This window comes from Salmonella sp. SJTUF14076 (assembly GCF_015534835.1).
GTDB classification, from domain to species: Bacteria; Pseudomonadota; Gammaproteobacteria; order Enterobacterales; family Enterobacteriaceae; genus Salmonella; species Salmonella enterica.
The window spans coordinates 3,223,137-3,240,771 of sequence record NZ_CP064674.1 but is presented as its reverse complement, the minus strand read 5'-3'; the positions used below and the strand labels follow the sequence as shown (position 1 = coordinate 3,240,771).

Below are 17,635 nucleotides of genomic sequence, written 5' to 3'. Positions count from 1 at the left end.
ATAAACCAACAGGATGGTGAGTGATGAATAAGACGAAAGATATAGCCGCATCTCCTCTCTGTTTTGTCTCTCCTTACCCGCAACTGGCAAAGGCTGCCGAGGCGCTGGTCGCGCAGTTGGATTACGCCGTCACTATTCATCAAACGACGCTTAATCGTATCCTGGATGAGCTACCTTTATTAGAGTCCCGTGGGCACCAGGTACTGATTAGTCGTGGCGGCTGTGCGGAAATATTAAAAAAGCACAGTAAATTACCGGTAGTCGAAATTAAAATGTCCGGCTACGACATTCTTGATGCGCTTATCCCTTTTAAAGGACAAAAAGGCACTGTCGGTATTGTCGGCTTTTCCAGTGTGATCAAAGGATGCGCGCGCGTAGCGGAACAGTTAAATATTAACTATAAAATTTTTACCTTACAGGGAAATGATAAAGAAACGATTTCTTGCCTGAAGCGGCAATTAGCGTCCACGCCATTAGATTGCATTGTTGGCGATACCGTTTGTCAGGATTATTTTTCACCGCTGGGCTCGCAATTCCGTTTACTTGATTCCAGCCCCGCATCAATAACCGAAGCTCTGGAAGAAGCCCGCTCATTATATCTGGCTTTTCGCAGCCAATTACTCGAGCGTCATCATCTGCAGCTGATTCTCGATCAGTTTGATAAAGCTGTTATCACGCTTGATGATACCGGCGCGTTACTGCATTACAATAAATATGCGAGCCAACTTTTTAAAATTAACGCCTCCGGTGAGATTTATGACGCGTCTTTTCTGAAACAGGTATTGCTCCAGGAGCGGCATACATTACGTGAGGGAAAAACCGTCAGCGCGAAAGTCGTCGATACGCCGCAAGGCGCGATGGTGGTTAATCTGTATCCGGTATTTGCGGCCAGACAGTTAAGCCGGGTAGTGTTGACGATGCAAACCGTCTCCAGTTTACAGGGGGCGGAACATCATGTTCGCCGCCAGGAGCTGTCTCGCCGTGGCTTGAGCGCCCGCTATCATTTCGACGATCTGCTTACCGAAAACCCGGAAATGCTGCGTCGTCTGGCGATCATTAAAAATTATGCCGATACGGACGCGACTATCTTAATTAATGGCGAAAGCGGGACGGGAAAAGAGGTGCTGGCGCAAAGTATTCATAATGCCAGCCAACGCGTCAACGGCCCGTTTGTCGCCATTAACTGCGGCGCGATGGCCCCTCAGATTCTGGAGAGCGAACTCTTTGGCTATGTCGCCGGCGCATTTACCGGCGCGTCGCCGAAAGGCAAAATAGGCCTGTTTGAATTAGCGCACCACGGTACCATTTTTCTGGATGAGATTAGCGAGCTGGATAAACCGCTACAGACGCGCTTATTACGGGTATTGCAGGAGCGGCAGATTATGCGGCTGGGCTCAGACCAGATGATACCTGTTGATATTCGCGTGATTGCGGCGACCAATCAGACGTTAACGAAGCTCATTGCGGATGGGGCATTTCGCGAAGATCTTTACTATCGGCTTAACGTATTAAAAGTGACCACCATCCCGCTACGCAAACGTCCGGAGGATATCAAAGCCATCGGCCTGTCGCTGCTTACTAGTTTCAGCCAGCATTATAAACGCCCGGCACTAACGTTAACCCCGGCGCTGTGGCAAGAGCTTCAGCGCTTCGCCTGGCCCGGAAACGTCAGGCAGTTAAGCAATATTATCGAACGGCTGGTGCTCTCTATTGATCACTCCCCGGCAACGCTGGATGAGGGACGCCTCTTGCTGGACGATCTGGAAGAGGGGAGCCGACGCGAGCCAAGTACCTGCCACGACTGCCAGATGTTGGCTGGCGATTATAAAACGATTCGCCTGCGTATTTTGAGAAAATTATTAGAGGCGGAAAGGGATAATAAATCGTTAGTGGCGAAACGGTTAAATGTCGATCGTACCTCGCTGACGCGCTGGATACGTGAGTCGGCCTGACAAGAATTTACAGACTCTGTGGGCAGCCTTGCAAAGCGTAACGCAAATAACGTCTATTATTATAGGCAGTTAACGATCCAAGAGGTGAAGTGATGAACAAGGTTGCTCAATATTACCGTGAACTGGTGGCCTCATTAAGCGAGCGTTTACGCAATGGCGAGCGCGACATTGATGCGCTGGTGGAGCAGGCGCGCCAGCGCGTGATGCAAACAGGGGAGTTAACGCGAACCGAGGTGGACGAACTGACGCGCGCTGTCAGACGCGATCTGGAAGAGTTCGCCATGAGCTACGAAGAGAGCCAGGACGATAGCGTCTTCTTACGGGTGATTAAAGAGAGTCTCTGGCAGGAACTGGCGGACATTACCGACAAAACCCAGCTGGAATGGCGCGAGGTATTCCAGGATTTGAATCACCACGGCGTGTATCATAGTGGCGAAGTGGTGGGATTGGGGAATCTGGTGTGCGAGAAATGCCACTATCATCTGGCGGTTTACACGCCGGATGTGTTGCCGCTCTGCCCGAAGTGTGGCCACGATCAGTTCCAGCGCAGGCCGTTTGAGCCGTAAGGTTCATTATCGTGAGCGGACGGTTGCCGTCCGCCATGTTAAGCGTGTAGTTGGGCTTCCAGCCGGTAATAGCCATCGGCAAAGAGTGAAAACAGCGGCGTCAGGGCGGTAAATGCTTCGTTCAACCCGACTCCTGGCTGATTCCACTCGGCAAGTGAGGATAAAAACTGCGCGGCGCCTTCATCATCATTGCTAAAACCGGCATAAACAAATTCTGCACAAGTTGGGCACCAGGCTTCAGTGTAAAAACGAATCAGCGGCGAGCCATGCCAGGAGAGCGTATGAATACCGGCGTAAGAGTCGGGAGCGTGGATAACGCAGGGACGAAGCAATGCTTTTCCGTTACGTACTGAAAACGTAATATGGGCTACGTCGTGCTGTAGCAGGCTGATTTCAGGTCTATTGTTACGCCAAAACATCGCTATTCATCCCTGGATTCTACTTTGCGCTTTATGCGTAGTATTGCAGCCGTTCCGCCAGCAAATCGACAAATCCCTGGCGGTCTACATCGACCATCACCGTCGCATTCGGCTTATTCCCCGTCAGGAAATAATAATCCACCACCGTCATCCCCTGGGTGTATTTCCCCTGGGTTTCCACGCCAACCCAACGCTCAACGGTGGTGAAAATCTCGGGTTTCAGCAGCCAGGCGATGGTGCACGGGTCGTGCAGCGGCGCGCCGACAAATCCCCATTTTTCGTCTTTGTGGTACTCCATAAAGAAGTCCAGCAGTTCGGCGACGATGGTGGAAATCGGGTTACCGATGGCGCGAAAGCATTCGATATCGGCGGCGTGAATCTGTGCCTTATGAGTGACGTCCAGCCCGGCCATCACCACCGGAATGCCTGACTGGAAGACAATTTCTGCCGCTTCCGGATCGACGTAAATATTAAATTCCGCAGCGGGCGTCCAGTTACCCAGCGCCATCGCGCCGCCCATGATCACAATGCGGGCGATTTTCGTATGCAGTTCCGGATGGCTATTCAGCAGCAGCGCCACGTTGGTCTGTGGGCCAGTGGAGACGATGGTGACTGGCTGTGAACTTTCACGCAGTGTTTTTGCCATCAGCTCAACGGCAGTGCCGCTTTGCGGGGCGAATGACGGCTCGGGCAGCGCCGGGCCGTCGAGGCCGCTTTCGCCGTGAACGTTATCGGCGATAATCAGTTCGCGCATGAGCGGTTTCACCGCGCCGCCCGCCACCGGAATATCCGGGCGTTTGAGCAGTGTCAGCATCCGCAGCACGTTGCGCAGCGTCTTATCCGGCGTCTGGTTGCCGGCGGAAGAGGTGATCGCTTTCACTTCCAGTTCAGGGGAGGCGAGGGCGAGAACGAGGGCGATCGCGTCATCATGACCCGGATCGCAATCAATAATAATGGGCAGTGCCATTGTGGCTCCTTGTAAGCGGTACTTTGTGACAAGGTTAACGCCCGGCTGGATACGTTTCGAGAAGCGAAGAAGTAAAGCGTGAGATAGCGCGCACTCTGACGTGCGCGCTGGGAAGATTAGTGCAGGATTTTCGCAAGGAAGTCTTTTGCGCGATCGGAACTGGGGTTAGCGAAGAACTCTTCTTTTGGCGAATCTTCGACGATTTTACCTTCATCCATAAAGATCACCCGGTTAGCCACTTTACGGGCAAAGCCCATTTCGTGCGTCACCACCATCATGGTCATCCCTTCGTTCGCCAGCTCGACCATCACGTCCAGTACCTCGTTGATCATTTCCGGATCGAGCGCGGAAGTCGGTTCATCGAATAACATGGCAATGGGGTCCATGCACAGCGCACGGGCGATGGCGACACGCTGCTGCTGACCGCCGGAAAGCTGCGCCGGGAACTTGTTGGCATGCGCAGACAGGCCAACGCGCTCCAGCAGCTTCTGGCCTTTATCGCGGGCGGCGGCCTTATCGCGTTTCAGCACTTTCACCTGCGCCAGCGTCAGGTTTTCGATGATCGACAGGTGGGGAAACAGCTCGAAGTGCTGGAATACCATGCCCACGCGGGAACGCAGTTTCGCCAGATCGGTTTTTTTGTCGTTCACAATAATGCCGTTAACGGTAATTTCGCCTTTTTGCACCGGTTCCAGACCGTTGACGGTCTTAATCAGCGTGGATTTACCGGAACCCGATGGCCCGCAGACTACCACCACTTCACCTTTTTTCACTTCTGTTGAACAATCGGTCAGCACCTGAAAGTGACCATACCATTTTGAAACATTTTTCAGGGTAATCATTAAACTGTCCTTTTCTTCAAATAGCTGACCAGCAACGACGCGCTCAGGCTGATAACAAAATAAACGGCGCCGGCGAACAGAATCATTTCGACCTGAGTACCGTCACGCTCGCCGATAGTCGACGCGGTGCGGAAGAAGTCCGCCAGGCTGAGTACATAAACTAAAGAGGTGTCCTGAAATAGCACGATGCCCTGCGTAAGCAACAGCGGCACCATCGCCCGAAACGCCTGCGGCAGAATAATGAGCTTCATCGACTGCCAGTGGGTCATCCCCAACGCCAGCGCGGCGCTGGACTGCCCGCGGGAAATACTTTGAATACCGGCGCGAATAATCTCGGAATAGTAGGCCGCTTCAAACATGGAGAATGCCACCATCGCGGAGATCAGGCGGATATCGGTTTTCGGCGATAGTCCCAGCACGTTTTGCAGAAAGCCGGGTACAATCAGATAGAACCACAGCAGCACCATCACCAACGGGATGGAACGGAAAACGTTAACATACGCTTTAGCAAACCAGGCGATAGGGGCAAAGCTTGAGAGGCGCATGACGGCCAGAATGGTTCCCCAGACTATCCCCACGACAACGGCGGTGACGGTGATCTTCAGCGTGATGACCAACCCGGCCAGCAGGTAAGGCAGTGAGGGGATAATCGAACTCCAGTCAAATTCGTACATTATTTGCTCCCCACGTTGCCCGGCAGGCGGACTTTGCGTTCAACCAGGCTCATGACCAGCATGATAACGGCGTTAATCAGCACATAGGCCAGCGTAATGGCGGTGAAGGATTCCCAGGCGTGCGCCGAGTAATCCAACAGTTTGCCTGCCTGCGCCGCCATATCCACCAGGCCGATGGTTGAGGCAATAGCCGAGTTTTTCACCAGGTTCATCATCTCTGACGTCATTGGCGGCACGATAACGCGATAGGCATTCGGCAGCAGGACATAGCGATAAGCCTGCGGCAGCGTTAGCCCCATCGCCAACGCCGCGTTCTTCTGCCCGCGAGGCAGAGACTGAATCGCGGCGCGCACCTGTTCGCAAACGCGGGCGGCGGTAAACAGTCCCAGACAGATCATTGAGGAGAGGAAAAACTGAATATTGGGATCGAGTTCCGCCTTAAACCACATGCCAAGATCTTCCGGCAACAGTTCAGGCACCACCAGGTACCAGGTGAAGAATTGCACGATCAGCGGCACGTTGCGGAACAGTTCTACGTACAATGTGCCCAGTCCGGAGAGGAAACGGTTGGGAACGGTACGTAAAATGCCGAAAATAGATCCTACCAGGAAAGCGATAATCCAGGCGGTAATCGAAAGGGCTACGGTGACCTGAAAACCACTCCATAGCCAGCCGAGATAGGTGGTATTGCCGAAGGGGGCTTCCTGTAAAAAAATACCCCAGTTCCAGTCTATTGACATACATCTACTCCGAAAAAAAAGGGTAGCAGCGCTACCCTCGAAGATTGTTGCCCGGCGATCTGCGGTTTCAGGCCCGATGGGGAACGACCATCAGGCTTATAGTCTGTCCGTGCTGAGCGACAATCGAGAGGACAGGAGTCCCGTCCCATTTAGTTTTAGTTAGTTAAGCGCTTTATCATTCGGTGCTTTGAACAGGGCTTTCATCTCGTCAGACAACTCGAAATTCATGTTCAGGTTTTTCGGTGGGATCGGATTTTTAAACCACTTATCAAACCACTTTTCCGCTTCGCCGGAGGTTTGCGCCTGGGCGATGGTATCGTCCATCAGCTTTTTAAACTCAGGGTCGTTTTTACGCAGCATACAGCCGTAGGCTTCCTGGGACTGCGGTTTACCGACAATCTCCCAGTTATCCGGTTTCTTGGCTTTGGCGCGCTCGCCGGCCAGCAGCGCGTCATCCATCATAAAGGCGACGGCGCGACCGCTTTCCAGGGTGCGGAACGAGTCACCGTGGTCTTTCGCGCTAATAATACGCATCCCCATCTTTTGCTCTTCGTTAAGCTTATGCAGCAGAATTTCAGAGGTCGTCCCGGAGGTGACGACGACCGCTTTGCCTTTCAGATCCGGGAAATCTTTAATATCGCCGCCTTTTTTAGTCAGCAGTCGCGTCCCGACGACGAAAATCGTATCGGAGAAGGCGGCCTGTTTCTGGCGCTCAAGGTTGTTAGTCGTTGAACCACATTCAAAATCGAAGGTTCCGTTTTGCAACAGCGGAATACGGTTTTGCGAGGTGATCGGGATCAGCTTCACCTGCAGATCGGGCTTGTTAAGTTTCTTTTTTACCGCTTCCACAATGGCGTTGGAGTAGTCCTGGGAATAGCCGACCACTTTCTGCTGGTTGTCGTAATAAGAAAAGGGCACAGAAGATTCGCGATGCCCGACGACGATCACGCCATTTTTAGCGATCTTGTCCAGGGTGCTACCAGCGGCAGGCGCGCCATCTTCTGCGTGCGCAAGGCCCGCAGACAGTCCCATGACCAGCATTGCTGTGGTTAGCTTACGTAATTGCATATCCAACTCCTTTATCATCTGCGCCGTCGACGCATTGATAGCTATTGTGATGTTGTTATTGCCTGCAACTTGCGCGTGCAGTGTTATGTGTGTTTGTTAACATTTAGTGTGGCTTGTTGTAAATATTTTGCTGCGATATTGTTTATTTTTGCGAAGTGCGCCGCACCGTTCAGAGGCAAAAATCCTACATTGCACCGTTCAGGTGCTACCGATGATCGATTTTGGTGCGACCAGGTTGCACAAGCAGCCAGAACAGGTTTGCCATGTTTAACAAAGCAATAGACGTGCCAGAATGAGGGAAAAAGGAGGATTTTCAGGCCGGATAAATGAAGCGCTATCCGGCCTGGGGAGAGATTATTTCCGTCGTTGTCGCAGACTCATCACTACCGCGCCAAAAGCAAACAGCGCGGTCAGTACCCATAGCGGCCAGTTGCCGGTACGGGCATAGGGAGTTAAACCCGTGGTTGGCGTGACATTGGTGGTCAGTACCTGGCGTGTGAACTGCGGGATCATCGCCTGAATTTCGCCCTGCGGGCCAATCACCGCCGTAATACCGTTATTAGTACTGCGCAGTAACGGACGCGCCAGCTCCAGCGAACGCATCCGCGCCATCTGGAAATGTTGCCACGGGCCAATGGACTTACCAAACCAGGCGTCGTTAGAAATCGTCAGCAGGTAGTCGGTGTCCGGGCGGAAGTTATCTCGCACCTGCTCGCCAAGAATAATTTCATAACAGATTGCCGCCGTCAGCTTATAGTCGTGCGCATGTAACTGCGGCTGGATATAAGGGCCGCGGCTAAAGGAGGACATGGGCAGATCGAAGAACGGCGCCAGCGGACGCAGGATAGACTCCAGCGGAACGAACTCGCCAAAGGGCACAAGGTGATTTTTATTGTAGCGATTGGGCGAGTCATAACTGTATGGATTATCCTTGCCCAACGTAATAATCGTATTGTAGGTGTCGTATCGATTCTGTTTATTGAGACGCGCATCGACAATACCGGTGATCAGCGTGCTATTTTTTTCGCGTAACATCTCGTCCAGCGAACGAAGGAAAGGCTGCTGATTGATTTCGAGATCCGGAATCGCCGACTCAGGCCAGATAATAATCTGTGATTTGCCTAACTCTGGGCGAGTTTCGTTGAGATAAATTTTTAGCGTATTCAGTAGCTGGTTTTCGTCCCACTTCAGCGACTGCGGAATATCGCCCTGCACCAGCGATACCTGGGTCGCTTTGGTAGGTTCCAGCGTAAACCACTGGATATAACGTAGCGGAAAGGGCAAAGCAAACAGAATCACGGCGACAGCCAGCGGACGCCAGTTCCGCGTCGCCAGTGCCAGCGCTAACAGGCCGCTGACCATCATCAGCAGGAAGTTGATCGCTTCGACGCCCATTACCGGCGCCAGGCCTTTTAGCGGGCCATCGACCTGACTATAGCCAAATTGCAGCCAGGGGAAGCCGGTCAGCACCCAGCCGCGTAAAAATTCGGTGATTTGCCATATTGCAGGCGCGGCGATAGCGACGCGCAGCCAGTTGGTTTTTGGCCACAGGCGCGACAAAATCCCGGCAAACAGTCCGGTATACAGCGAGAGATAAGCTGCAAGCAGCACCACCAGAAAAACGTTAACCGGGCCCGGCATGCCGCCAAACTGCGCGATACTGACATAAACCCAGTTAATCCCGCTACCGAAAAGTCCGAGTCCCCAGCAATAGCCGATGGCGGCAGACTGGAGCGGGCGGCGATTAAACGTTAAGGCCTGCAGCCCGATAAGCGACACTATCGCTGCGGGCCAGACGTCATACGGAGAGAAAGCCAGTGTTCCGCAGGCGCCGAATAATAACGCCAGCAGCAGGCGAATACGCTGGCGTTCAATTAACGAGGCAAATGCCATTTTTAGTCCACTATTGCTGTTATTCGTCCAGTTTTGGCTGGGGCGAGTCATCCGGGATCCTGACATGCACCTGAATAATACGACGACTATCGGCCATCGCCACTTTGAACTGGTAACCATCAATGTCAATGGTTTCGCCGCGGGCCGGTAAATGGCCGAACGCCTGCATCACCAGCCCGCCGATGGTATCGACCTCTTCATCGCTGAAGTGGGTGCCGAAAGCGTCATTGAAGTCTTCAATCGACGCCAGCGCGCGAATCGTCCAGGTATGGCGGCTAAGCTGACGGAAGTCGATATCGTCTTCTTCGTCATACTCATCTTCAATTTCACCGACAATCAGTTCGAGGATGTCTTCGATAGTCACAAGGCCGGAAACGCCGCCAAACTCATCGATAACGATGGCCATATGGTAGCGCTGGGAGCGGAATTCCTTGAGCATACGGTCAACCCGTTTGCTTTCCGGTACGACAACCGCGGTGCGTAACACTTTGTCCATGCTGAAGGCTTCGGCATCGCTGCGCATAAACGGCAGCAAATCTTTGGCCATCAGAATCCCTTCAATGTGATCTTTATCTTCGCTGATCACCGGAAAACGCGAGTGGGCGGACTCGATGATAACATCGAGACATTCGTCCAGCGTCTGGTTGCGTTTCAGGGTAATCATCTGGGAGCGCGGGATCATAATATCGCGAACGCGCTGGTCGGCGATGTCCATTACGCCTTCGAGCATATCGCGCGTATCTTCATCGATAAGCTCGTTCTGCCCGGAATCACGGATCAGCGCCAGCAACTCATCACGGTTTTTAGGTTCACCGTGGAAAAGCTGGCTGAGTAGCAGGGAAAAAAATCCCTTTTTACTGTTTACTGTGTCACTACTGTGTGAATTGTCGTCGCTCATGGCGTCGTATGGGTTCTCATGTTAGTTAATACAAAGCTCGTCATGCGTATACTCAGCTGTGACGGCATGTTTTGCCTGATGACGCTACGCTTATCAGGACTACAAAAGGCATGAATGTAGGCCGGATAAGGCGCAAGCGCCGCCATCCGGCAAGCTACTATTCTGCAATCTTCTCGGCAATGTACGGATCCTCATAGCCCATAGCAAGCATAATCTCCGTTTCGAGAGACTCCATCTCTTCCGCTTCGTCATCGTCGATATGATCGTAACCCAGCAAATGCAGGCTACCGTGCACGACCATGTGCGCCCAGTGCGCCTCCAGCGGCTTGCTCTGTTCCTGCGCTTCCTGCTCCACGACCTGACGGCAAATAATCAGATCGCCCAGTAGCGGCATTTCAATGCCGGGGGGCGCTTCAAACGGGAAGGAGAGAACATTAGTGGGTTTATCTTTCCCGCGGTACGTCAAATTAAGGTCGTGGCTTTCGGCCTCATCCACCAGACGGATTGTGACTTCCGCCTCTTCCTGAAACTGCGGAATAACGCCGTCCAGCCAGCGTTGAAACTGAGCTTCATCCGGCAGGCCCGCGTGGTTTTCACAGGCCAACTGTAAATCGAGGATCACCTGGCTCATTTCTGTTCCTGCTCCTGGGCTTCACGCTTACGCTCCGCCGCCAACGCCGCTTTGCGTTTTTGTTCTGCCTCTTCCCAGGCTTCATAGGCGTTCACAATGCGGGCAACGACCGGATGGCGCACCACGTCTTCGCTGTGGAAGAAGTTAAAGCTGATTTCATCGACTTCCGCCAGCACTTCAATGGCATGACGCAAGCCGGATTTGGTGTTGCGTGGCAGGTCAATCTGCGTCACGTCGCCGGTGATCACCGCTTTCGAGTTAAAGCCGATACGCGTCAGGAACATCTTCATCTGTTCGATAGTGGTGTTCTGGCTTTCATCCAGAATGATAAAGGCGTCGTTTAATGTGCGTCCGCGCATATAGGCCAGCGGCGCGACTTCAATCACATTGCGCTCAATCAGCTTCTCGACTTTTTCAAAGCCGAGCATTTCGAACAGCGCGTCATACAGCGGACGCAGGTACGGGTCCACCTTCTGACTTAAATCGCCTGGCAGAAAGCCGAGTTTTTCGCCCGCTTCCACCGCCGGACGGGTCAGCAGAATACGGCGAATCTCCTGGCGCTCCAGGGCGTCTACCGCAGCGGCGACCGCAAGATACGTTTTACCGGTACCCGCCGGGCCGACGCCAAAGGTAATATCATGATCGAGAATATTGGCGATGTACTGCGCCTGGTTCGGGGTACGCGGTTTAATCACGCCGCGCTTGGTTTTGATATTGATCGCTTTGCCATAGTCAGGCACGCTTTCCGCGCTCTGTTCCAGCACCCGCGCTTCTTTGATCGCCAGATGAATTTGTTCCGGTTCGATATCCTGAGTCTGGCCGCGCATCGGTGCGGTATCGACATACAGACTTCGCAAAATATCTGTCGCCGCGGTCACGCAAATCGGACGACCGGTCAGTTTAAAGTGATTGTCACGGCGGTTGATTTCAATACCGAGACGACGTTCGAGCTGTTTAATATTGTCATCAAACGGCCCGCAAAGGCTCAACAGACGGGCGTTGTCTGCAGGCTCAAGGGTAATTTCGCGAGTGTCTATATTCAAACTGTTCCTCTTGTGTCTGTATCGCCGGACGCTGAACATTTACCGGCATCTAAGGAAATTATTCACGCCATAGGGAAAAGGCGCAAGCATTGCAATGAAGATGGGGATGAAGAGAGAAAATTGCAAGGCCCGTCGGGCGACAGGCCATGACCAGGAAGCCCGACAGGTGTAGCACCATCGGGCATTATTGCCTTTCCTGCAGGATTAAGGCTGGTAGAATCCTACGCCCAGCTCATTTTCTTTGCGGGTACGGGCAATGACGGACTCCGGCGTTTCGGCGACGCGCAGCCCCATTTCATCTTCGGTACGCACCACTTTTCCGCGCAGGGAGTTCGGATAGACGTCAGTAATTTCCACATCGACAAACTTACCAATCATCTCCGGCGTGCCTTCAAAGTTCACCACCCGATTGTTTTCGGTACGGCCAGACAGTTCCATAATGTTTTTACGTGACGTGCCTTCCACCAGAATGCGCTGTGTCGTGCCGAGCATACGGCGGCTCCATGCCATCGCCTGCTGATTGATACGCTCTTGCAGAATATACAGACGCTGCTTTTTCTCTTCTTCCGGTACGTCATCAACCATATCGGCAGCCGGCGTTCCCGGACGCGCAGAGAAGATAAAGCTGTAGCTCATATCAAAGTTGACGTCAGCGATAAGCTTCATGGTTTTTTCGAAATCATCGGTAGTTTCGCCTGGGAAACCGACGATAAAGTCAGAGCTTATCTGAATGTCCGGCCGCGCCGCGCGCAGTTTACGGATGATTGCTTTATATTCCAGCGCAGTGTGGGTGCGCCCCATCAGATTCAACACGCGATCGGAACCGCTCTGTACCGGCAGATGCAGGAAACTGACCAGCTCCGGCGTATCGCGGTACACCTCGATAATATCGTCGGTGAACTCAATCGGATGGCTGGTGGTAAAGCGAATACGGTCAATGCCGTCGATGGCGGCAACCAGACGCAGCAGATCGGCAAAGGTGCCGGTGGTGCCGTCGTAGTTTTCTCCGCGCCAGGCGTTAACGTTCTGGCCCAGCAGGTTGACCTCACGCACGCCCTGCGCCGCTAACTGGGCGATTTCGAACAGGATATCGTCTGAGGGACGGCTGACTTCTTCACCGCGGGTATACGGTACCACGCAGTAAGTACAATATTTATTGCAGCCTTCCATGATAGAAACAAACGCGGTCGGGCCTTCTGCGCGCGGTTCCGGCAAACGGTCGAACTTCTCGATTTCCGGGAAGCTGATATCGACCACCGGGCTGCGGTCGCCACGCACGGAGTTAATCATCTCCGGCAGGCGGTGTAAGGTTTGCGGGCCAAAAATAATGTCGACGTAATGGGCGCGTTGACGAATGTGCTCGCCTTCCTGGGAAGCCACGCAGCCGCCGACGCCGATAATCAGATCGGGATTTTTCTCTTTTAACAGTCTCCAGCGACCTAATTGATGGAAGACTTTTTCCTGAGCCTTCTCGCGGATTGAGCAGGTATTCAACAGCAGCACATCCGCCTCTTCCGCCACGTCGGTCAGTTGATAGCCGTGGGTGGCGTCCAGCAGATCGGCCATCTTCGATGAATCGTACTCGTTCATCTGACAGCCCCAGGTTTTAATATGGAGTTTTTTAGTCATCGACTTGCTCTTGCGAAATAGTGGCTGAAAAGCAGGGCGCATAGTGTAATGCTTTGGCGCGGTTGTGACCAGTATGACTGACGTCAGCCCTAATGGGTAAAAAATCCTGTAAACTTGTCTAAAACGTAACAGGATGAATGACCATGACAAATCAACCAACGGAAATTGCCATTGTCGGCGGGGGAATGGTCGGCGGCGCGCTGGCGCTGGGTCTGGCGCAGCAAGGGTTTACGGTGATGGTAATAGAACATGCCGCGCCTGCGCCGTTTGTGGCTGACAGCCAGCCTGACGTGCGGATTTCGGCCATTAGCGCGGCATCCGTGGCGCTGCTCAAGGGGCTGGGCGTTTGGGAGGCGGTGCAGGGGATGCGTAGCCATCCTTATCGGCGACTGGAGACCTGGGAGTGGGAAAACGCCCATGTGGTGTTCGACGCCGCTGAACTCAAGCTGCCGCTGTTAGGCTATATGGTAGAGAACAACGTCCTGCAACAGGCGCTGTGGCAGGCGCTGGAAGCGCACCCCGGCGTGACGCTGCGCGTTCCGGCTTCACTGGCGGCATTGCACCGCCGCCGCGATGGTTATGCGCTGGAACTGGCCGACGGCGAATGGGTAACGCCGAAGTTAGTGATTGGCGCCGACGGCGCGAATTCGCAGGTTCGGCAAATGGCGGGAATTGGCATTCATGCCTGGCAATATGCGCAGTCGTGTATGCTTATCACCGTCAAGTGTGAAAATGCGCCAGGCGACAGCACCTGGCAGCAGTTTACGCCAACGGGGCCGCGCGCCTTTTTGCCGCTGTTCGACGATTGGGCGTCGCTGGTGTGGTATGACGCTCCGGCACGTATTCGCCAGCTACAAAGTTTATCGATGACGCAATTGCAGGTGGAAATTAACCAGCACTTTCCGGCGCGTCTGGGGGCGGTGATGCCTGTCGCGGCGGGCGCGTTTCCGCTAACCCGTCGTCACGCGTTGCAGTATGTACAACCGGGGCTGGCGCTGGTAGGCGACGCGGCGCATACCATTCATCCGCTGGCCGGGCAGGGCGTCAACCTGGGGTATCGGGATGTTGATGCGTTGATTGATGTGCTGGCGAGTGCCCGTAGCTATGGCGAGTCCTGGGCCAGCCATTCGGTGTTGAAACGCTATCAGACGCGGCGCATGGCAGATAATTTTATGATGCAAAGTGGAATGGATCTGTTCTATGCCGGGTTCAGCAATGAACTGCCGCCGCTGCGTATTTTACGCAATATGGGGCTGATGGCGGCGCAGCGCGCAGGCGTGCTAAAACGTCAGGCGCTGAAGTATGCGTTGGGGTTGTAGTTTGTGTTATGCCGGGTGGCGGATACCTTACCCGGCCTGTATTCGCCCGTAGGCCTGATAAGCGTAGCGCCATCAGGCAGTCCGAATTGCCAGAAAAGCAAAAAGCTCGCCGAAGCGAGCTTTTTAAAGGTGGCTGGGGTACGAGGATTCGAACCTCGGAATGCCGGAATCAGAATCCGGTGCCTTACCGCTTGGCGATACCCCAATTGTCGTACTTCTTGCGCTCATTAGCAGAGCGTCTTTAAAACTGGCTGGGGTACGAGGATTCGAACCTCGGAATGCCGGAATCAGAATCCGGTGCCTTACCGCTTGGCGATACCCCAACAAATTATTTTCGAACCGGTCGAATACCTCGACGTGTTCTGAATATGGTGGCTACGACGGGATTCGAACCTGTGACCCCATCATTATGAGTGATGTGCTCTAACCAACTGAGCTACGTAGCCAGATGATTTCTTCGATGGCTGGGGTACCTGGATTCGAACCAGGGAATGCCGGTATCAAAAACCGGTGCCTTACCGCTTGGCGATACCCCAATACCGTCGCGGTGAACCGCAAACTCGAAGAAATATGGCTGGGGTACCTGGATTCGAACCAGGGAATGCCGGTATCAAAAACCGGTGCCTTACCGCTTGGCGATACCCCATCCGTACAACGCTTATCGGTGAATGGTGCGGGAGGCGAGACTTGAACTCGCACACCTTGCGGCGCCAGAACCTAAATCTGGTGCGTCTACCAATTTCGCCACTCCCGCAAAAAAGATGGTGGCTACGACGGGATTCGAACCTGTGACCCCATCATTATGAGTGATGTGCTCTAACCAACTGAGCTACGTAGCCATCTTTTTTCGCGTTACCTTATCGGCGTTGCGGGGCGCATTATGCGTATTGAGCCTTGAAGCGTCAACCTCTTTTTCATCGAAAAACGTCGGAAAGTGTCTGTTTGGTTAGGTTGCGAACAGCGTGGCGCAATATTCGGCAATTATTGGTTATTAATCGTTTTTCCGAAAGTGGGTTGCTATAAAAAAAGAGCCCCTAGGGGCTCTTTCGTCATCGTTAATTTACTGGTACGCCGACTGATGCACGCCGACCGCGCGGCCTGACGGGTCATCCATCGTTTTGAATGCTTCATCCCACTCAATGGCTTTGGCGGAAGAACAGGCCACGGACGGGCCGCCGGGTACGCATTCCGCCGCGCTCGGCACCGGGAACAATTCTTCAAAAATTTCCCGGTACAAGTACGCCTCTTTAGACGATGGCGTGTTGTATGGAAAGCGGAAGCGGGCGGTTTCCAGTTGTTGATCGGAAATCTGTTTCGCCGCCACCTCTTTCAGCGTATCAATCCAGCTGTAACCTACGCCGTCAGAGAATTGCTCTTTCTGACGCCACGCGACGCTTGCTGGCAGATAAGACTCGAAGCACTCGCGCAGCACGTGTTTTTCCATCTTGCCGTTACCGCACATTTTATCCTGTGGGTTGATACGCATCGCCACGTCGAGGAATTTTTTATCCAGGAACGGTACGCGCGCTTCCACGCCCCAGGCGGACATCGCTTTGTTGGCGCGGGCGCAGTCATACATATGCAGCGCCTGTAGCTTACGGACCGTCTCTTCATGTAACTCTTTGGCGTTCGGCGCTTTATGGAAGTACAGGTAGCCGCCAAACACCTCATCGGAACCTTCGCCGGAGAGCACCATTTTGATGCCCATCGCTTTGATCTTACGCGACATCAGATACATCGGCGTTGAGGCGCGGATAGTGGTCACGTCATAGGTTTCAATGTGATAGATAACATCACGAATGGCATCAAGGCCTTCCTGCACGGTGAAGTGAATTTCATGGTGCACGGTGCCGAGGTGGTTAGCCACTTCCTGGGCCGCCTTCAGGTCAGGCGAACCTTCCAGACCGACCGCAAAAGAGTGCAACTGTGGCCACCAGGCTTCGGAGCGCTCCTGATCTTCGACGCGACGGGCGGCGAATTTTTTGGTGATTGCCGAAATAACCGACGAGTCCAGACCGCCGGAGAGCAGCACGCCATAGGGCACGTCGGACATCAGGTGGCTTTTCACGGATTCTTCCAGCGCCTGGCGCAGCGCGTTTTTGTCGGTGACGTTGTCTTTTACCGCATCGTAATCGAACCAGTCGCGCTGATAGTACTGACGAATTTCGCCGTCTTTGCTCCACAGGTAGCTGCCCGCCGGAAATTCTTTAATGGTGCGGCAGACCGGGGTCAGCGCTTTCATTTCTGACGCTACGTAGAAGTTGCCGAATTCGTCATAGCCCATATAGAGCGGAATAATACCGATATGGTCACGACCAATCAGATAAGCGTCTTTTTCGCTGTCATACAGGGCGAAGGCGAACATCCCCTGTAAATCGTCAAGGAAATCCGGCCCTTTTTCCTGATACAGCGCGAGGATAACTTCGCAGTCGGAGCCTGTCTGGAACGCGTAACGATCGCCATACTCCGCGCGTAACGTCTGATGGTTATAAATTTCACCGTTCACCGCCAGCACGTGGGTTTTCCTGGCGTTATACAGGGGCTGGGCGCCGGCGTTAACATCAACAATCGACAAGCGTTCATGTGCGAGAATCGCGTTATCGCAAGCATAGATGCCGGACCAGTCCGGGCCGCGATGGCGCATCAGGCGTGACAGCTCAAGGGCTTTTTTACGCAGTTCCGCTGCATCTGTTTTGATATCGAATACGCCGAAAATAGAACACATAGCCTTCTCCGTTAATCTGTTGCGTCGTACTTTTTGTGTTTGCTTGACTAAAAAATGCCGCAAAGGCGTGGAAGGCGCAAGGGGATTACGGTCTGAAAAATGAAAAATGCAATCGTCATTGTTGATTAGTGAAAAATGATTACATATTGCGCGGATTTATTGATGGATCTTCAGTTTTATCGTGGATTAATTGAATTATGTTTTTCCTGATGGCGTTTCGCTTATCAGACCTACAATGTTGTTCGAACCGTAGGCCTGAAAGCTATGCG

14 protein-coding genes, 7 tRNA genes and 1 pseudogene are annotated in these 17,635 nt (G+C 53.3%); 3 read left to right on the top strand and 19 right to left on the bottom strand.

Annotated elements, in window-relative coordinates; translation table 11 throughout:
• Nucleotides 1-23 precede the first annotated feature (23 nt).
• Nucleotides 24-1,952: a sigma-54 interaction domain-containing protein gene (locus HU143_RS15825; RefSeq protein ID WP_023227398.1), complete on the top strand. Its 1,929-nt coding sequence runs from the start codon at nt 24-26 to the stop codon at nt 1,950-1,952.
• Nucleotides 1,953-2,044: 92 nt separating this feature from the next.
• Nucleotides 2,045-2,518, top strand: coding sequence for a zinc ribbon-containing protein (locus HU143_RS15820; RefSeq protein WP_001044884.1), 474 nt, complete (start codon nt 2,045-2,047; stop codon nt 2,516-2,518).
• A gap of 56 nt (nt 2,519-2,574) precedes the next feature.
• On the opposite strand, the pseudogene HU143_RS15815 reads toward HU143_RS15820, so the two are convergent.
• The 11 genes and pseudogenes from HU143_RS15815 to miaB all read right to left on the bottom strand — a co-directional run.
• A pseudogene (locus HU143_RS15815) lies at nt 2,575-2,937 on the bottom strand (hypothetical protein); the annotation flags it as partial.
• A 31-nt stretch (nt 2,938-2,968) separates the two neighbouring features.
• Nucleotides 2,969-3,904 (bottom strand): pyrimidine-specific ribonucleoside hydrolase RihA, encoded by a 936-nt coding sequence (gene rihA, locus HU143_RS15810; protein ID WP_023227400.1) that lies wholly within the window; start codon nt 3,902-3,904, stop codon nt 2,969-2,971.
• 116 nt (nt 3,905-4,020) lie between these two features.
• Nucleotides 4,021-4,746, bottom strand: a complete 726-nt coding sequence (gltL, locus tag HU143_RS15805) for a glutamate/aspartate ABC transporter ATP-binding protein GltL (RefSeq protein WP_023227401.1) — start codon at nt 4,744-4,746, stop codon at nt 4,021-4,023.
• On the bottom strand, nt 4,746-5,420 hold the full coding sequence (gene gltK / locus HU143_RS15800) for a glutamate/aspartate ABC transporter permease GltK (RefSeq protein WP_000272799.1): 675 nt from the start codon (nt 5,418-5,420) through the stop codon (nt 4,746-4,748). Before gltK ends, gltL begins: the two co-directional genes overlap by 1 nt.
• Nucleotides 5,420-6,160: a glutamate/aspartate ABC transporter permease GltJ gene (gene gltJ, locus HU143_RS15795; RefSeq protein WP_000020930.1), complete on the bottom strand. Its 741-nt coding sequence runs from the start codon at nt 6,158-6,160 to the stop codon at nt 5,420-5,422. Before gltJ ends, gltK begins: the two co-directional genes overlap by 1 nt.
• Nucleotides 6,161-6,319: 159 nt before the next feature.
• The gene (locus HU143_RS15790; RefSeq protein WP_001518176.1) at nt 6,320-7,228 is read right to left on the bottom strand and encodes an amino acid ABC transporter substrate-binding protein; all 909 of its coding nucleotides are present in this window, start codon (nt 7,226-7,228) and stop codon (nt 6,320-6,322) included.
• Between the two features lie 354 nt (nt 7,229-7,582).
• Nucleotides 7,583-9,121, bottom strand: coding sequence for an apolipoprotein N-acyltransferase (gene lnt / locus HU143_RS15785; RefSeq protein ID WP_001623116.1), 1,539 nt, complete (start codon nt 9,119-9,121; stop codon nt 7,583-7,585).
• Nucleotides 9,122-9,140: 19 nt separating this feature from the next.
• Entirely contained in the window at nt 9,141-10,019 is an 879-nt protein-coding gene (gene corC, locus HU143_RS15780; RefSeq protein ID WP_001278615.1) for a CNNM family magnesium/cobalt transport protein CorC, read from the bottom strand.
• 157 nt (nt 10,020-10,176) lie between these two features.
• Nucleotides 10,177-10,650: an rRNA maturation RNase YbeY gene (gene ybeY, locus HU143_RS15775; protein WP_000084477.1), complete on the bottom strand. Its 474-nt coding sequence runs from the start codon at nt 10,648-10,650 to the stop codon at nt 10,177-10,179.
• Complete coding sequence (locus HU143_RS15770) at nt 10,647-11,693, bottom strand: PhoH family protein (protein ID WP_001018045.1); 1,047 nt, start codon at nt 11,691-11,693, stop codon at nt 10,647-10,649. Before HU143_RS15770 ends, ybeY begins: the two co-directional genes overlap by 4 nt.
• A gap of 204 nt (nt 11,694-11,897) precedes the next feature.
• Nucleotides 11,898-13,322, bottom strand: a complete 1,425-nt coding sequence (gene miaB, locus HU143_RS15765) for a tRNA (N6-isopentenyl adenosine(37)-C2)-methylthiotransferase MiaB (RefSeq protein ID WP_001519200.1) — start codon at nt 13,320-13,322, stop codon at nt 11,898-11,900.
• Between the two features lie 143 nt (nt 13,323-13,465).
• Between miaB and ubiF the strand changes: the two genes are divergently transcribed.
• A complete protein-coding gene (ubiF, locus tag HU143_RS15760; protein ID WP_023227402.1) occupies nt 13,466-14,641 on the top strand; it encodes a 3-demethoxyubiquinol 3-hydroxylase in 1,176 nt (391 codons plus the stop codon).
• A gap of 130 nt (nt 14,642-14,771) precedes the next feature.
• Here the strand turns inward: ubiF and HU143_RS15755 are convergent.
• The 8 genes from HU143_RS15755 to asnB form a co-directional block, all read right to left on the bottom strand.
• Nucleotides 14,772-14,846, bottom strand: a tRNA-Gln gene (locus tag HU143_RS15755).
• A gap of 43 nt (nt 14,847-14,889) precedes the next feature.
• Nucleotides 14,890-14,964: transfer RNA gene (locus HU143_RS15750), tRNA-Gln, on the bottom strand.
• Nucleotides 14,965-15,010: 46 nt separating this feature from the next.
• A tRNA-Met gene (locus HU143_RS15745) sits at nt 15,011-15,087 on the bottom strand.
• Nucleotides 15,088-15,102: 15 nt separating this feature from the next.
• Nucleotides 15,103-15,177 (bottom strand) — tRNA-Gln (locus tag HU143_RS15740).
• A 35-nt stretch (nt 15,178-15,212) separates the two neighbouring features.
• Nucleotides 15,213-15,287 (bottom strand) — tRNA-Gln (locus HU143_RS15735).
• Nucleotides 15,288-15,310: 23 nt separating this feature from the next.
• A tRNA-Leu gene (locus HU143_RS15730) sits at nt 15,311-15,395 on the bottom strand.
• An 8-nt stretch (nt 15,396-15,403) separates the two neighbouring features.
• Nucleotides 15,404-15,480: transfer RNA gene (locus tag HU143_RS15725), tRNA-Met, on the bottom strand.
• Nucleotides 15,481-15,701: 221 nt separating this feature from the next.
• Nucleotides 15,702-17,366, bottom strand: a complete 1,665-nt coding sequence (gene asnB / locus HU143_RS15720) for an asparagine synthase B (protein ID WP_000337034.1) — start codon at nt 17,364-17,366, stop codon at nt 15,702-15,704.
• Between the last annotated feature and the right edge of the window lie 269 nt (nt 17,367-17,635).

Bases quoted from the DNA above. Each gene is read 5' to 3' on its own strand.
- HU143_RS15820 (WP_001044884.1), top strand. From the start codon at position 2,045: ATGAACAAGGTTGCTCAATATTACCGTGAACTGGTGGCCTCATTAAGC.
- HU143_RS15825 (WP_023227398.1), top strand. From the start codon at position 24: ATGAATAAGACGAAAGATATAGCCGCATCTCCTCTCTGTTTTGTCTCT.
- rihA (WP_023227400.1), bottom strand. From the start codon at position 3,904: ATGGCACTGCCCATTATTATTGATTGCGATCCGGGTCATGATGACGCG.
- HU143_RS15790 (WP_001518176.1), bottom strand. From the start codon at position 7,228: ATGCAATTACGTAAGCTAACCACAGCAATGCTGGTCATGGGACTGTCT.
- asnB (WP_000337034.1), bottom strand. From the start codon at position 17,366: ATGTGTTCTATTTTCGGCGTATTCGATATCAAAACAGATGCAGCGGAA.
- gltJ (WP_000020930.1), bottom strand. From the start codon at position 6,160: ATGTCAATAGACTGGAACTGGGGTATTTTTTTACAGGAAGCCCCCTTC.
- corC (WP_001278615.1), bottom strand. From the start codon at position 10,019: ATGAGCGACGACAATTCACACAGTAGTGACACAGTAAACAGTAAAAAG.
- lnt (WP_001623116.1), bottom strand. From the start codon at position 9,121: ATGGCATTTGCCTCGTTAATTGAACGCCAGCGTATTCGCCTGCTGCTG.
- ybeY (WP_000084477.1), bottom strand. From the start codon at position 10,650: ATGAGCCAGGTGATCCTCGATTTACAGTTGGCCTGTGAAAACCACGCG.
- gltL (WP_023227401.1), bottom strand. From the start codon at position 4,746: ATGATTACCCTGAAAAATGTTTCAAAATGGTATGGTCACTTTCAGGTG.
- gltK (WP_000272799.1), bottom strand. From the start codon at position 5,420: ATGTACGAATTTGACTGGAGTTCGATTATCCCCTCACTGCCTTACCTG.
- miaB (WP_001519200.1), bottom strand. From the start codon at position 13,322: ATGACTAAAAAACTCCATATTAAAACCTGGGGCTGTCAGATGAACGAG.
- ubiF (WP_023227402.1), top strand. From the start codon at position 13,466: ATGACAAATCAACCAACGGAAATTGCCATTGTCGGCGGGGGAATGGTC.